Below are 13,848 nucleotides of genomic sequence, written 5' to 3'. Positions count from 1 at the left end.
GCCCGGTCGGCCGGCGTACGTCGCGGAGCGCCTCCGCGCCCCCGCCGACTCACCGCCCCGCCGACCCACCGCCACCGCCGCCCCGCCACCACCGCCGACTCGCCGCCCCACTCGGCTCACCGCCCGCGCGGCTCACTGCCCCTGCCCGGCCGCCCGTTCCCGGCGCCCCGCCCCATCAGGGCATCCCAGTGCCGCCTTGTGCAGTGCCTCGACATCGCGGATGACGATCCTGCGGTAGCCGACGGAGATGGTGCCCTCGGTGCGGAATTCGGCGAACGTCTCGTTCACCGACCGTTCCGTCGCGCCCACCAGGGCGGCGATCTCCGCCTGGTTGAGGCCGACCGCGATCATGATCCCCTCCGGGGCGGGGATGCCCCAGTGGGTGACGAATTCGAGCAGCACCCGGGCCAGCCGGGCGCGGACCGAGCCGTCGACGTACTCCAGCCGCCGCCGTATGGCCGAGCGGAACTTGGCGGTGACACTGCGCGTCACGGCGTCGTACACCGCCGGGTGCCGGGCCAGGAAGGCGCGGAACGCCTCACCCCCGATGCAGCGGCAGACCACCGCGCCGGCGGCCGTGGCGGTCGCCGTGCGGGGGCTGCCGTCGATGACACCGATCTCGCCGACCAGGTCTCCCCGGGACCGGACGGCGAGCAGTGCCAGCTGTTCCTCCGCGGTGATCGCGGTCACCTTCACATAGCCGTCCAGGACGATGTACACGTCGTGGGCGGTCTCCTCCTGGCGCATCAGTACGCTGCCCGCTCCGTACTGGCGGCCGGTGCCGAGCGTCAGCAGTTCCCCGCGCTCCTCCGGGCCGAGCCCGGCCAGCAGGCTTCCCACCGGGAAATCATCGGACATCCCCCGCTCCTCCCCCTCGACACATGATTACCACCGCTCAGGGGCAATTCGGAGGGTTGTCGTGAGAATGGACATCCGTGCGAAAGCAGGTCTCTCGGGCGCCTGTTCCCGTGGGGTCGCACCCCTTCACCAGGAGGTTGCGGCAGCCGGGACACGGCGCCCGCCGCCTCACCGGGAGGGCGGCGAGTTCGTCCGGCGCCCGGTGCCGTAGCCGCAGGTGGCGACCGTCACCGGCCCACCGCGGGCGAAGTGCTCGGGAGGAGTCCGGACATGGCGCCATCACCCGGGGCGCGAGGCCGCGTCGATACCGAAGCGAGACCGGTGGACGGTGGACCTCCCGGTGACCGCGGGAGAGACTCGGCTTTCGCGCCGGGCCTTGTCCTGAGGCCAATTCGGCGCGGCGGAGCGGGTATGCACAACAGAGGGCGGTAAAGGCAGTGCGGCGGCGATTCTCAGGTTTTGTCGCGGCAGGGGTCGCGACCTCCCTGCTGTGCACGCTGACGGCATGCGGCGGAAGTTCCGTCGGATCCGGCGACGTGACGCTCAAACTGGTGGCGGCCGACTACGGGGACCGGCCCGGCAACAGCTCGAAGCGCTACTGGGACCAGCTGGCCGGGGAATTCGAGTTCCAGCACCCCGGCATCACCGTGGACGTCGACGTGTACAACTGGAACACGATCGACCAGAAGGTCGACGCCCTGGTGAAAGCGGGCAAGGCCCCCGACATCGCACAGACCGGCTCGTACGCCGATTACGCGGCCCAGGGCAAGCTCTACCCGGCGGAGCAGCTGCTCTCCATTCCCACCCAGGCCGCCTTCCTCCCCGCTCTCGCCGAAGCGGGACAGGTCCGCCGGATTCAGTACGGCATGCCGTTCGTCGCCAGCACCCGCGTGCTCTTCTACAACAAGGACCTCCTGGCGAAGGCGGGAATCCAGGACCCGCCGGAGACCTGGGACGAACTGCGGTCGGACGCCCTCGCGCTGCGGCGGTCCGGTGTACAGGTGCCGTACGCACTGCCGCTGGGCACGGAGGAAGCGCAGGCGGAGACGTTGAACTGGATGCTCAGCGGCGGGGGCGGCTACACCGACGGGGTCGGCAGCTACACCATCGACTCCCCGGAGAACATCGAGACGTTCACCTGGCTGCGGGACGAACTCGTCGGCGCCGGACTCACCAACAAGTCGCCTTCCCGCACCGACCGGCGGGCCGCGTTCGACGCCTTCACCCGGGGCGACGTCGCCATGGTCAACGGCCATCCGACGCTGATGCAGCTCGCCCAGGAGAACGGCATCCGGTACGGCACGGCTCCGCTGCCCGGAAAGAAGGGCCCGTCGAAGGCGACGACCGGGGTCGCCGACTGGATCATGGCTTTCAAGCGGAACGGCCACCGCAAGGAGATCGGAGAATTCCTCGACTTCGTCTACGAGGAGAAGAACGTGCTGAAGTTCACCGGCGAGTACAACCTGCTGCCGGTGACCAACTCCGCCTCCGACAGCATGCGTTCGGATCCCGCGCAACGGAAAGTCCGCCCGTTCCTGGACCAGTTGCCCGGCGCGAAGTTCTATCCGGTCGGCAAGAGGTCGTGGGGAGCGACGGTGCGCGTACTCAAAACGTCGATCGGCAGCACCGTGGAACGGAACGGCGACCCGGCGAGTGTGCTCGGCTCACTCCAGCGCAAGGCCGGACTTCTGGAGAATTCCACCCCCTGACGGGCGGCATTTCCACGGGCGGCATTTCCACGGGGCACGGGGCGGCCGGCACCCCGGAGGGCAGGGGCGGCCGGACCCGGCGAACTCGCCGACCGCACGCATCCCTGAACCGCACGCCCGAACCGCCCCAACCAGCGATAATCACCCAAAGTGACAAGTTGCGCACTACTGGTGTCCGATTTAGCGTTGTGCCTGCGGGTCGGCCGCCCTTCGCCGTTCACGCCCGGTCCGACTCTCCGCCGGAGAGACCGGGGTGAGGCCCGTCCAGGGCGCACGCCCGGCCCGTCGCGCCGGCACCCGACACCCGGCGCCCTTCGATTCCCTGACGGAAATCCCCCTGCTGGACACCCCCTGCCGGACACCCCCATGCGGGACACCCCTCGCCGAGGAGGACCACGATGCCGCAGTCGAAGCTCCGCAGGCTCGCCGTCGCCGCCGCCACCGGCACCCTCGCCACCCTCACCGCCATCGGCCCGGCCGTGGCCGACTCCGGCCCCGACGGCACGGACCCGCGCTCCGACAGCGAGGGTTTCCGCTCGGACAGCGGCGACTCCAGCGGCGACCCCCGTTCCGACAGCCGCTCCGACAGCCGCTCCGACAACGGCGACCAGCGCTCCGACGGCCGGGACCACCGCGCCCCGTACCGGGGCCGGGTCACCGCCCGGTCCGGTCTGATCCTGCGGGACGCCCCGAGCCTCCACGCGCGGATCGTCGGGCAGCTCCCCCACGGGACGGTCGTCCGGATCAGCTGCAAGGTCAACAGCGACGACGTGGCCGGAAACCCCCGCTGGTACCTGCTGGAGAACGGCCAGTGGGCCTGGGCCTCCGCGCGCTACATCGAGAACATCGGCCCCGCCCCGGCCTGGTGCTGACACCCCACCACCGGAGCGCCGACGGCGTCCTCCCGGCGTCCCCGCGCCGGGAGGACGCCGCAGCGTGGCGAACCTCCCGACGAAGCCCCGCCCGCATCCCCTGAGCGCCCGGCCTCCGCTCATCCGCACAGCCACACAAGACAGGCATGCCGGACTTGGGCGTTACCGCTTGGTACGTTTCCTGGCATGACCGCAACGAGAGCGGACGCGCCCCCGCCGGCTCTGCGCCTCCCCCAGCGGCGGGGGGTCGAACTCGCCCTGCTGGTCGGCGCCGTGCTCATCCCCGTCCTCGGCTACATCGAGGTCGGACTGGCCCGGCACGACGCCGTGCCGCGGGGCGCGGCCGGTTACGGCGCCGGGCTGGGCGTTCTCGCCCTGGTCGCCCATCTGACCGTCCGGTTACGGGCCCCCTTCGCCGACCCGCTGCTGCTGCCGATCGGCGTCCTGCTCAACGGCCTCGGCCTGGTCTTCATCTACCGGCTCGACCTGGAGACCCCCAAGAACCACGCCGCCCCCACCCAGCTCGTCTGGTCCGCACTCGGCGTCGGCTTCTTCATCGCCGTCGTCCTGCTGCTGCGGGACTACCGGGTGCTCCAGCGCTACGCCTATCTGAGCGTGGCCACGGCCCTGGTCCTGATGACCGTGCCGATCTTCTTCCCCGACACCAACGGCGCCAAGATCTGGGTCCGGATCGGGGGCCTGTCGTTCCAGCCCGGCGAGTTCGCCAAGATCCTGCTCGCGGTCTTCTTCGCCACCTATCTCGCCGCGAACCGGCACGCCCTGGCGTACACCGGCCGCCGCATCCGGAAGCTCCAGCTCCCCACCGGCCGAGTGCTGGGGCCGGTCGTGGCGATCTGGCTGGTCAGCGTCTGCGTCCTGGTCCTCGAACGCGACCTGGGCACCTCGCTGCTGTTCTTCGGACTCTTCGTGATCATGCTGTACGTGGCCACCGGCCGGACCGGCTGGATCGCCGTGGGGCTGCTGCTGGCGGCGGTCGGCGCCTTCGTCGTCGGCTCCCTGGAACCGCATGTGCACAGCCGCGTCGAGGCCTGGCTGGACCCCTTCGCCAGCATCGAGGACGGCCGCGGCACCGGTCAGCTCGCGGAGTCGCTGTTCGCCTTCGCCGCGGGCGGGATGCTGGGCACCGGACTCGGGCAGGGCCATTCCATACTGATCAGCTTCGCCGCCAAGTCCGACTTCATCCTCGCCACCGTGGGCGAGGAGCTGGGGCTCTGGGGACTCACCGCGGTCTTTCTGCTCTACGCCCTGCTGGTGGCCCGCGGCTACCGGGCGGCGCTCGCGCTGCGCGATCCGTTCGGACGGCTGCTCGCGGTCGGCCTCGCCGCGATCATCGCGCTCCAGGTGTTCGTCATCGCGGGCGGGGTGACCGGGCTGATCCCGCTCACCGGCATGGCGATGCCGTTCCTCGCACAGGGCGGCTCGTCCGTCGTCACCAACTGGATCATCGTGGCGCTGCTCATCGTGGTCAGCAACGCCGCCCGGCGGCCGCGCCCGACGACCGCCGACACCGGTGTCATCGCCTCCGTGGCGCCCGACGGCCCGGAGAACCCCGGGGAGGACCGGCCATGATCCGCTGCACCCGGCACGTCGCCGCCTTCAGCCTGCTGCTCCTGGTCGCGCTGCTCCTCAACGCCTCCCGGGTGCAGGTCCTCGAGGCGGACGACTACGACCACAACCAGGCCAACCGCCGTCTCGCCATCGCGCGGTACGACCGGCCGCGGGGCGACATCCTCGTCGGCGGCACCCCGGTCACCGGCTCGGTCGACACCCATGAGCGCCTGCGCTACGAACGCCGGTACTCCGACGGCCCGCTCTACGCCCCGGTCACCGGCTACGCCTCGCAGACGTACGGCACCACGCTGCTGGAGGGCACCGAGGACGACCTGCTCTCCGGCACCGACTCCCGGCTCGCCCGGGTGCCGCTGTGGAACGACCTCATCCGGAAGCGGCAGCCCGGCGGCGATGTGCACACCACCCTCGAAGCCGGCGTACAGCGCGCCGCCCACCAGGGGCTGAACGGCCGGCGGGGCGCGGTGGTCGCCCTGGAGCCGGCCACCGGCCGGATCCTCGCCCTGGTCAGCTCGCCGTCGTACGACCCGGGGGCGCTGGCGGGCACCGGCCCGTCCGTGACCGCGGCCTGGCAGCGGCTGAACACGAGCCCGAGCCGCCCCATGCTCAACCGGGCGCTGCGGCAGACCTATCCGCCGGGCTCCACGTTCAAGGTGGTGACCGCGGCGGCGGCGCTGGACGCGGGCGTGGTCGACGAGGTGCGGGACCCCACGGACACCGCGGACCCGTACCGGTTGCCGAACTCCGGCACCCGGCTCACCAACGAGGCCTCCGGCTGCGAGGACGCCACCCTGCTGCACGCCTTCGAGGTGTCCTGCAACACCGTCTTCGCCCGCCTCGGGGTGGACGTGGGGCTGCGCGGCATGGTGGACGCCGCGGAGAGCTTCGGCTTCAACGACAGCGGCCTGCGGATCCCGGTGCGGGTGGCGGAGAGCACCTTCGACACCTCGATGGACCGGGCGCAGCTCGCGCTCTCCTCGATCGGGCAGTTCGACACCCGGGCGACACCGCTGGAGATGGCCATGGTCGCGGCAGCGGTGGCCAACCGCGGGGTGATCCAACGCCCCACGCTGGTCCGGAAGGTGACCGCCGCGAACGGCCGGACGGTCTCCACCCACCGCCCCCGGACCTACCGGCGGGCGATGAGCCGGGAGACCGCGGACCGGCTCCGGGAGCTGATGGTCGCGGTGGTCACCGACGGCACCGGCACCCAGGCCTCGATCGACGGCGCCGAGGTCGGCGGCAAGACGGGCACCGCGCAGCACGGGGTCGACAACTCCGGTACGCCCTACGCCTGGTTCATCTCCTGGGCCCGCGCCGAGGGCGCGGCGAAGCCGGCGGTCGCTGTGGCGGTCGTCATCGAGGACGCGGAGGCGGACCGGGCGGACATCAGCGGCGGTGGCAGCGCGGCCCCGATCGCCCGGGAGGTGATGCGGGCCGCGCTGGACTGAGCCGGGGCCCGCGGCGGGTGCCCGCCCCCTGCTGACTCAGGGCGCGCGACGGGTAGCCGTCGACTGCCCACCCCTCGGCCGCCCCGGACCACCGGGCCACGGCCGTTGCCGCCGCCGCGCTCCCCGGCCCCGGGGCCGGCAGCCCTCCCCCACCCCGCGGATCAGCCGTCCGCCGCGGTGGCCCCCGCGGCGATGGCGTCCGTCACCTCCGCCGCGCGGGCCTCCTCCTCCGCGGCGAACCGCTGCGCGTCGAGCCGGTCGGCCAGCTCCTCGTCCTGGGCCATCAGCAGATCGAGGCTGGAGTCGCCCAGGTCGAACACGCCCATGTCGAGGTAGGCCCGCTGGAGGCGTTCGCCCCACAGGCCGATGTCCTTGACGCAGGGCACGATCCGGCTGAAGAGCAGCTTCCGGAAGAGGTGCAGGAATTCGGACTGCTCGGTGAACTCGGCGGCCTCCGCGGCCGGGATGCCGAAGTTCTGCAGCACCTCCGTGCCGCGCAGCCGGTCGCGCATGAGATAGCAGCCCTCGATCACGAACTCCTCGCGTTCCCGGAGTTCGGCGTCGCCGAGCTGCCGGTAGTAGTCGCGCAGCGCCATCCGTCCGAAGGCCACGTGCCGGGCCTCGTCCTGCATGACGTAGGCGAGGATCTGCTGCGGCAGCGGCTTGTCGGTGGTGTCCCGGATCATGCCGAAGGCGGCCAGGGCCAGGCCCTCGATGAGCACCTGCATGCCCAGGTACGGCATGTCCCAGCGCGAGTCCCGGAGGGTGTCGCCCAGCAGGGCCTGGAGGTTGTCGTTGATCGGGTAGAGCATCCCGACCTTCTCGTGCAGGAAGCGGCCGTAGATCTCGGCGTGCCGGGCCTCGTCCATGGTCTGGGTCGCGGAGTAGAACTTCGCGTCGAGGTCGGGGACGGACTCCACGATCCGCGCCGCGCAGATCATCGCGCCCTGTTCACCGTGCAGGAACTGGCTGAACTGCCAGGAGGCGTAGTGCCGTCGCAGCTCGCCGCGGTCGCTCTCGGTCATCCGGTCCCAGTAGCGGGTGCCGTACAGGGCCATGGACTCGTCGGGGGTGCCGAGCGGATCGTACGGGTCGACCTCCAGGTCCCAGTCGATCCGTTTGGCGCCGTCCCACTGCTTGTCCTTGCCCTTCTGGTAGAGGGCCAGGAGCCGGTCGCGGCCGTCGTCGTAGTCCCAGTTGAAGCGGGCCGCGCCGGACGCGGGCACCTGCCATTGACCATCCCCGGGATTCTGCGCGTAGAGCTCATGCGTCGTCATGGACGCCTCCTTGCCTTCACGACACCCGTACAGGGGCGGATGGTTGGCAGGCTCACACGCCGGTTACCCAGCGGTCAACAAGTCGGGCGCAAGGGATTGACGGTCTTGCTGACAAGCAGTCTCATAAGAGGGAAGCTGTCGGAGGGCAGCGCTCCGAAAGCCCGTTCCATCGCGCCCGTAGCAATCAACTACTCATCCCAGCAAGCGAGTTGAGGCCCGATCGCCGGGTGCGTCCGTGGCCTTCCTCCGGCCCGAAACGCCGATCAGCGAGGTGTTCCAGCGATGACGACCCCACCGGACAGCGTCGCGGCCCGGCCCTCCGCCCTCCGGGACGCGCTCGGACCGCTCCGCGACCGGGAGCAGGTCGCCCAGCGGCTGCTCGACTCTTCCGCGAAGCACTCCTTCGACCCGGACAACGAACTCGACTGGGACGCCCCGTTCGAGGACGACAAGTGGTTCTGGCCCCCGGAGCTCGTCTCGCTCTACGACACCCCGCTGTGGCGCCGGATGTCCGAAGATCAGCGCAGGGACCTGGCCCGGCACGAGGCCGCGTCGCTCGCCTCGCTCGGCATCTGGTTCGAGATCATCCTGATGCAGCTGCTCGTCCGGCACATCTACGACAAGCCCGTGACCAGCGCCCACGTCCGCTACGCGCTCACCGAGATCGCCGACGAGTGCCGGCACTCGATGATGTTCGCCCGGCTGATCCGCAAGGGCGGCACGCCCGTCTACCCGGTGTCGCGGCTGCACCACAACCTCGCCCGGATCCTCAAGACGGTCTCCACGACGCCCGGTTCGTTCGCCGCGACCCTGCTCGGCGAGGAGATTCTCGACTACATGCAGCGGCTGACCTTCCCGGACGAGCGGGTCCAGCCGCTGATCCGCGGCGTCACCCGCATCCATGTGGTGGAGGAGGCCCGGCACGTGCGCTACGCGCGCGAGGAGCTGCGCCGCCAGATGGTGTCCTGCCCGCGGTGGGAGGCCGAGCTGACCCGGATCAGCTCGGGCGAGGCCGCGCGGGTGCTCTCGCTCGCGTTCGTCAATCCGCAGGTCTACACCGACGTCGGTCTGGACCGGCGGGCGGCCGTGGCGCAGGTGAAGGCCAGCGGCCACCGCCGCGAGGTGATGCGGACCGGGGCCCGGCGGCTGACCGACTTCCTCGGCGACATCGGCGTGCTGCAGGGGGCGGGCCGCCGGCTGTGGCGCAGCTCGGGGCTGCTGGCGTAGCCCGTTCCGCGGGGCAGAGCCGGGACCGGGCCGGGGCAGAGCCGCCTCCCGCCGTCCACGCACCCTGCTCGCCCCGTGGCACGGCGGTTACCCTGCGGGACATGACAGGCAGCGGAACCGCCCCCACGGCACGGCCGACCCGCTCCCGCGGCGGAGGGCACGCCGTCGCGTACCGCAGGATGAGCGTCGAGCAGCGCCGCGCCCAATTGCTCACCGCGGCGCTGGAACTCTTCGCCCGCCACGCCCCGGAGGACGTCTCGCTGGACGACGTCGCCCATGCCGCCGAGGTCTCCCGGCCCCTGGTCTACCGGTACTTCCCGGGCGGCAAGCAGCAGTTGTACGAGGCCGCGCTGCGCAGCGCGGCCGACGAGCTGGAGCAGTGCTTCGCCGAGCCGCAGACCGGCTCGCTGACGGTCCGGCTGTGCCGGGCCCTCGACCGCTATCTGGCCTTCGTCGACGAGCACGACGCGGGTTTCACGGCCCTGCTGCAGGGCGGCAGCGTCGCCGAGACCTCCCGCACCGGCGCGATCGTCGACGAGGTCCGGCGGGCGGCGGCCGAGCAGATCCTGCTGCACATGGAGGTGCCGGACCCCGGGCCGCGGCTGCGGATGATGGTCCGCACCTGGATCACCGCGGTGGAGGCCGCCTCCCTGATCTGGCTGGACGAGACCGCCGGGGCGCCCCGGGGCCGCCGGCCGTCCGCCGGCGAGCTGCGCGACTGGCTGGTCGACCACTTCGTCGCCCTGCTCACCGCCACCGCGGCCGGCGATCCGCAGACCGCGCGGGTGACGGTGGCCGCGCTGGCGCTGGAGCGGGCGGACGGACCGGCGGGGTCCCTGGCCCGGCGGGTCGTACCGCTGGTGAGCGGGGCCGCCCATCTGCTGGACGGCGGCGCCCCGGCGGGTGGCAGCGGGCACGCCGGCTGACGGCGGGCCCGGGCGGGCGCCGCCCGGCGCACCGGGTGAAGATGGTGCGGTGAGAAGCGAGGACACACTCTTTGTCGGCGGCCCGCTGGACGGCAGGGTCCTGCCGGTGCTCCTGGGGATGACCGGCCATCCGCCCAAGGTGTACGAGGTTCCGGTGCCCGGTCCGGAGGGCGGCGAGCCGACGGTCCATGTCTATCTGCGCGTCCCGGCCGGGCACTCCAGGCTGGGGATCCAGCGCGGGTGGAAGTACGCGTACGCACCGGAGGGCCGGCCGGCGGGCGGTCCGAAGTGGCCGTGGTCGAAGCCCGGCCGGTGACACCGTCCGCGGTCGCGGACCGGCCGTCCGGACCGCGGGCCCGTCCGGCACGACAGCCGGGACCGGCTCCCGGGGCGGCGCGGCGGGAGCCGCGGCGTGGTCCATGCGTGGCCGGTTCGTCCGGCCCCGACCATAGATCCCGACAATACGACCATCTCTGAAATAGTGTCAGGAGACCGGGCAATCCGCCCAGCTCTCTGATGCACCGGAGGTGAGTCCGTGTCAGGACGGTTCGCACGGTCGGTCCGTACGGCGGCGGTGGCCGCCGGAACCGCGCTCGCGGTGTCGGCTCCGCCGCCGCTCGCCGGTGCCGCCCCCGCCGACCCGCCCGTCAGGGAGCTGCTGACGCAGCTTCAGACCTACTACCGGAAGGCCGAGGAGGCCGGCGAGGCGTACAACGCCACCGAGGAACGGTTCCGAAGGCAGCGGACCGAGGTCATCCGGCTCAACGGCCGGCTGGCCACCGCCCGGACGAAGCTGGCGAAGGGGCAGGGCGCCGCGGCCCGCCTGGTCCGGGACCAGTACCAGGGGTCCACCGCTGAGCTCTCCCCCTATCTGCGGCTGCTGCTGAGCCGCCGGCCGCAGACCTTCCTCGATGAGGACCACCTCCTCCGGCGGGCCGCGGACGAACGTGCCGAGGCTCTGGTCCGGCTGGCCCGGGGCGAGCGCCGGCTCGCCGGTCTGGCGCGCGAGGCCCGGACCGCGCTGGAGCGGCAGCAGGCGCTGGCGCGGCGCCGGGTGGAGCAGCGGGACACGGCGCAGCGCCGGCTCGACGAGGTGGAGCGGATGCTCGCCTCGCTGTCCGAGGAGCAGTTGGCCCAGCTGGGCCGGCTGGAGCAGGAGGACACCGGCACCGCTCAGCGGGCCCTGATGGGGTCGGGTGCGCTGGATGCGGAGCGCCCGCCGTCCCGGGCGGGCGACCGGGCCGTGCGGTACGCGGTCGGGCAGATCGGCCGGCCGTACGCCTGGGGCGCGGTGGGGCCGGACTCCTTCGACTGCTCCGGGCTCACCCAGCAGGCGTGGACCCGCGCGGGGCGGTCCGTCCCGCGGACCAGCCAGCAGCAGTGGAAGCAGCTGCGGCGGGTGCCGCTGCGGGACGCCCGGCCCGGTGACCTGGTGGTGTACTTCCCGGAGGCGACCCACGTGGCCCTGTACCTCGGCGGGGGCATGGTGGTGCACGCCCCGCGGCCGGGCGCGGACGTGAAGATCTCGCCGCTTGCGGCCAACCCCCTGCTGGGCGTGGTCCGGCCGGACGACGGCGAGCCGTCGCTGACGCGCTACGTCCCGCCGGAGCTCCCCGAGGGCGCGACGGGCGGGGACGACACGGGGTACTCCGGGGCTCCGGAGCAGCGGGAGGCGTGATCCGCGGCGGGCCGCCCCGGGGGTTCCGGGCGGCCCGTGGGTGCCGGGACGCCGCGTGGGGTACGGGGTGGTTCCGGGCCTCGTGGGTCCTGAGCGATTCCGGGCGCCCCGTGGGGCCCGGGCGATTCCACGGGTTCCGTGGGTACCAGGCGGTTCCGGGCGGGAACCCGGCCCGGATCCCGCGCCAGGAACGGCCACCGGGCGCCCCGCGTCACCGTGCGAGGGAGACGGGGCGCCCGGTGCGGGGCAGTGGGTGGACCCGTCCGACGGCGGCCGGCGGCCACGACCACCGGCGGCCGACGGACTGCCGGCCGGAGCCCGTCAGGCTCCCGCGACCGACTCCAGGTACGCCGCCGTCTTCTCCGGCTCGTAGAAGAAGTTCTCGAAGTCGGCCGGGTTGTTGAAGCCGTTGGCGAAGCGGTCGGCGACCGGCTGGAGCTGACCGGCGGCGCCGATCAGGTTCAGGATGTGCTCCGGCGGCGGGGCCAGCATCGCGTTGGTCCACTTGGTGACGTGCTGGGCGGTGTCCCAGTAGCGGTCGAAGGTGGCCTGCATCCACTCCTCGTCGAACGGCTTGTCGCCGTGCTCGACGATGCTCGCCAGGTAGGCGGCGGCGCACTTCGACGCCGAGTTGGAACCCTGGCCGGTGATCGGGTCGTTGGCGACGACCACGTCGGCCACGCCCAGCGCGAGCCCGCCGCCGGGCAGCCGGCCGACCGGGTTGCGCACCGTCGGGGCGTACCGTCCGGCGAGCGTGCCGTTGGCGTCGGTCAGCTCGACCTTGGTGGCGCGCGCGTACTCCCAGGGAGTGAACTTCTCCATCAGCTCCAGGGTCAGCGCCAGGTGCTCCTTGGGGTCCTTGACGCCCTGGAACGCATCCAGCGGCCCGCCGGGGATGCCCTCCCAGAAGAGGATGTCGGCCCGGCCGGAGTTGGTGTAGGTGGGCATGATGAACAGCTCACCGACGCCCGGCACCAGGTTGCAGCGGACGGCGTCGGTCTCCGGGTGCTCCGGGCGCGGGCCCAGGCCGTGCACGTAGGAGACGGCCAGCGCGCGCTGCGGGGTGTCGTACGGGGAGCGGGAGGCGTCGCGGCCGAACATCGAGACCAGCTCGCCCTTGCCGGCCGTGACCAGCACCAGGTCGTAGCGGCGGGAGAAGAAGTCGAGGTCGGAGACGGCGGCGCCGTGGATGACCAGCTGGCCGCCGCGCTGCGCGAAGGTCTCCATCCAGCCGGCCATCTTCACCCGCTGGTCGACGGACTGCGCGTAGCCGTCGAGCGAACCCAGCCAGTCGATGATGCGCCCGCGGCTCTCGCCCTCGGCCGGCGGCTCGGGGTTGGCCACGGAGACGCCGAGTCCCTCGATCCGCGGGGCCTGGCTCTCCCAGAAGTTGATCTGGAGATCGCGCTCGTGCTGGAGCGCGGTGTGGAACATGCACTGGGTGGACATCACGCGCCCGGTGCGTATCTCGTCCGCCGTGCGGTTCGACATCAGGGTGACCTCGTACCCCTGCGACTGCAGGCCCAAGGCGAGCTGGAGACCGGACTGGCCGGCCCCCACGACGAGTATCTTCCGCATGACTGGGCTCTCTCTCAACACATAAAAAGGAACGCTGCGTTCCGGAACAGCGGGGCCGAGGCTACGTCACTGAGGAGTGACGTCAAGAGCGTGGCCCACCAGCTGCAACAGCGATTCGACGACGGTGATCCGCTTCCGCGCGTCCATGATCACCACCGGCACGTGCGCCGGAACGGACAACGCCTCGCGCACATCCGCCACTTCGTACGCGGGCGTGCCCTCGAAGTGGTTGACCGCGACGACGTACGGGAACCCGCAGCTCTCGAAGTAGTCGAGGGCCGGGAAGGAGTCGTCCAGCCTGCGGGTGTCGGCCAGCACGACGGCGCCGATCGCCCCGCGCACCAGGTCGTCCCACATGAACCAGAAGCGCTGCTGGCCGGGCGTGCCGAAGAGGTAGAGCACCAGGTCCTGGTCGAGCGTGATCCGGCCGAAGTCCATGGCGACCGTCGTCGTGGCTTTGTCCGGGGTCGCGGCGAGGTCGTCGACGCCCTCACTGGCCTGCGTCATCACCGCCTCGGTGGTGAGCGGAGTGATCTCCGAGACCGAGCCGACGAAGGTCGTCTTGCCGACGCCGAAGCCGCCGGCCACCACGATCTTGGTGGCGATGGGGGCCCGGGTGTGGTCGGTCTGCCAGCTCTGCAGACCCTCTTCGGTGGCCCCGCCCGCGGTCATGGTGCTGGCG

At 72.1% G+C, this 13,848-nt stretch carries 12 protein-coding genes; 8 read left to right on the top strand and 4 right to left on the bottom strand.

The window, feature by feature from the left end; all coding sequences use genetic code 11:
- Positions 1-132: 132 nt before the first annotated feature.
- On the bottom strand, positions 133-858 hold the full coding sequence (locus AC3EQ1_RS14895) for a Crp/Fnr family transcriptional regulator (protein ID WP_432094791.1): 726 nt from the start codon (positions 856-858) through the stop codon (positions 133-135).
- Positions 859-1,394: 536 nt separating this feature from the next.
- Between AC3EQ1_RS14895 and AC3EQ1_RS14890 the strand changes: the two genes are divergently transcribed.
- The 4 genes from AC3EQ1_RS14890 to AC3EQ1_RS14875 all read left to right on the top strand — a co-directional run bounded on the left by AC3EQ1_RS14890 (position 1,395) and on the right by AC3EQ1_RS14875 (position 6,480).
- On the top strand, positions 1,395-2,567 hold the full coding sequence (locus AC3EQ1_RS14890; protein ID WP_432094790.1) for an extracellular solute-binding protein: 1,173 nt from the start codon (positions 1,395-1,397) through the stop codon (positions 2,565-2,567).
- Positions 2,568-2,965: 398 nt separating this feature from the next.
- The gene (locus AC3EQ1_RS14885) at positions 2,966-3,439 is read left to right on the top strand and encodes an SH3 domain-containing protein (protein ID WP_432094789.1); all 474 of its coding nucleotides are present in this window, start codon (positions 2,966-2,968) and stop codon (positions 3,437-3,439) included.
- Positions 3,440-3,625: 186 nt separating this feature from the next.
- Positions 3,626-5,029, top strand: coding sequence for an FtsW/RodA/SpoVE family cell cycle protein (locus AC3EQ1_RS14880; RefSeq protein WP_432094788.1), 1,404 nt, complete (start codon positions 3,626-3,628; stop codon positions 5,027-5,029).
- The gene (locus AC3EQ1_RS14875; protein WP_432094787.1) at positions 5,026-6,480 is read left to right on the top strand and encodes a penicillin-binding transpeptidase domain-containing protein; all 1,455 of its coding nucleotides are present in this window, start codon (positions 5,026-5,028) and stop codon (positions 6,478-6,480) included. Before AC3EQ1_RS14880 ends, AC3EQ1_RS14875 begins: the two co-directional genes overlap by 4 nt.
- A gap of 161 nt (positions 6,481-6,641) precedes the next feature.
- Here AC3EQ1_RS14875 and AC3EQ1_RS14870 read toward each other — a convergent pair whose 3' ends face one another.
- On the bottom strand, positions 6,642-7,757 hold the full coding sequence (locus tag AC3EQ1_RS14870) for a ferritin-like domain-containing protein (RefSeq protein ID WP_432094786.1): 1,116 nt from the start codon (positions 7,755-7,757) through the stop codon (positions 6,642-6,644).
- 282 nt (positions 7,758-8,039) lie between these two features.
- Here AC3EQ1_RS14870 and AC3EQ1_RS14865 point away from each other — a divergent pair, with 282 nt between their 5' ends.
- The 4 genes from AC3EQ1_RS14865 to AC3EQ1_RS14850 all read left to right on the top strand — a co-directional run bounded on the left by AC3EQ1_RS14865 (position 8,040) and on the right by AC3EQ1_RS14850 (position 11,588).
- On the top strand, positions 8,040-8,984 hold the full coding sequence (locus tag AC3EQ1_RS14865; protein ID WP_432094785.1) for an AurF N-oxygenase family protein: 945 nt from the start codon (positions 8,040-8,042) through the stop codon (positions 8,982-8,984).
- A 101-nt stretch (positions 8,985-9,085) separates the two neighbouring features.
- Positions 9,086-9,910, top strand: a complete 825-nt coding sequence (locus AC3EQ1_RS14860; RefSeq protein WP_432094784.1) for a TetR/AcrR family transcriptional regulator — start codon at positions 9,086-9,088, stop codon at positions 9,908-9,910.
- 49 nt (positions 9,911-9,959) lie between these two features.
- Positions 9,960-10,226, top strand: coding sequence for a hypothetical protein (locus tag AC3EQ1_RS14855; protein ID WP_432094783.1), 267 nt, complete (start codon positions 9,960-9,962; stop codon positions 10,224-10,226).
- Between the two features lie 219 nt (positions 10,227-10,445).
- Complete coding sequence (locus AC3EQ1_RS14850) at positions 10,446-11,588, top strand: C40 family peptidase (protein ID WP_432094782.1); 1,143 nt, start codon at positions 10,446-10,448, stop codon at positions 11,586-11,588.
- Between the two features lie 321 nt (positions 11,589-11,909).
- Here AC3EQ1_RS14850 and AC3EQ1_RS14845 read toward each other — a convergent pair whose 3' ends face one another.
- Positions 11,910-13,166, bottom strand: a complete 1,257-nt coding sequence (locus AC3EQ1_RS14845) for a styrene monooxygenase/indole monooxygenase family protein (protein ID WP_432094781.1) — start codon at positions 13,164-13,166, stop codon at positions 11,910-11,912.
- Between the two features lie 66 nt (positions 13,167-13,232).
- A complete protein-coding gene (locus tag AC3EQ1_RS14840; RefSeq protein WP_432094780.1) occupies positions 13,233-13,838 on the bottom strand; it encodes a GTP-binding protein in 606 nt (201 codons plus the stop codon).
- Positions 13,839-13,848: the final 10 nt, after the last annotated feature.

It is taken from the genome of Streptomyces sp. bgisy100, from assembly GCF_057709105.1.
The sequence above is the reverse complement of the archived record's forward strand: the minus strand, read 5'-3'. Positions and strand labels throughout refer to the sequence as shown.

Excerpts from the sequence above, each read along its gene's own strand:
- AC3EQ1_RS14895 (WP_432094791.1), bottom strand. The coding sequence starts at position 858 with ATGTCCGATGATTTCCCGGTGGGAAGCCTGCTGGCCGGGCTCGGCCCG.
- AC3EQ1_RS14885 (WP_432094789.1), top strand. The coding sequence starts at position 2,966 with ATGCCGCAGTCGAAGCTCCGCAGGCTCGCCGTCGCCGCCGCCACCGGC.
- AC3EQ1_RS14880 (WP_432094788.1), top strand. The coding sequence starts at position 3,626 with ATGACCGCAACGAGAGCGGACGCGCCCCCGCCGGCTCTGCGCCTCCCC.
- AC3EQ1_RS14875 (WP_432094787.1), top strand. The coding sequence starts at position 5,026 with ATGATCCGCTGCACCCGGCACGTCGCCGCCTTCAGCCTGCTGCTCCTG.
- AC3EQ1_RS14870 (WP_432094786.1), bottom strand. The coding sequence starts at position 7,757 with ATGACGACGCATGAGCTCTACGCGCAGAATCCCGGGGATGGTCAATGG.
- AC3EQ1_RS14865 (WP_432094785.1), top strand. The coding sequence starts at position 8,040 with ATGACGACCCCACCGGACAGCGTCGCGGCCCGGCCCTCCGCCCTCCGG.
- AC3EQ1_RS14860 (WP_432094784.1), top strand. The coding sequence starts at position 9,086 with ATGACAGGCAGCGGAACCGCCCCCACGGCACGGCCGACCCGCTCCCGC.
- AC3EQ1_RS14845 (WP_432094781.1), bottom strand. The coding sequence starts at position 13,166 with ATGCGGAAGATACTCGTCGTGGGGGCCGGCCAGTCCGGTCTCCAGCTC.
- AC3EQ1_RS14840 (WP_432094780.1), bottom strand. The coding sequence starts at position 13,838 with ATGACCGCGGGCGGGGCCACCGAAGAGGGTCTGCAGAGCTGGCAGACC.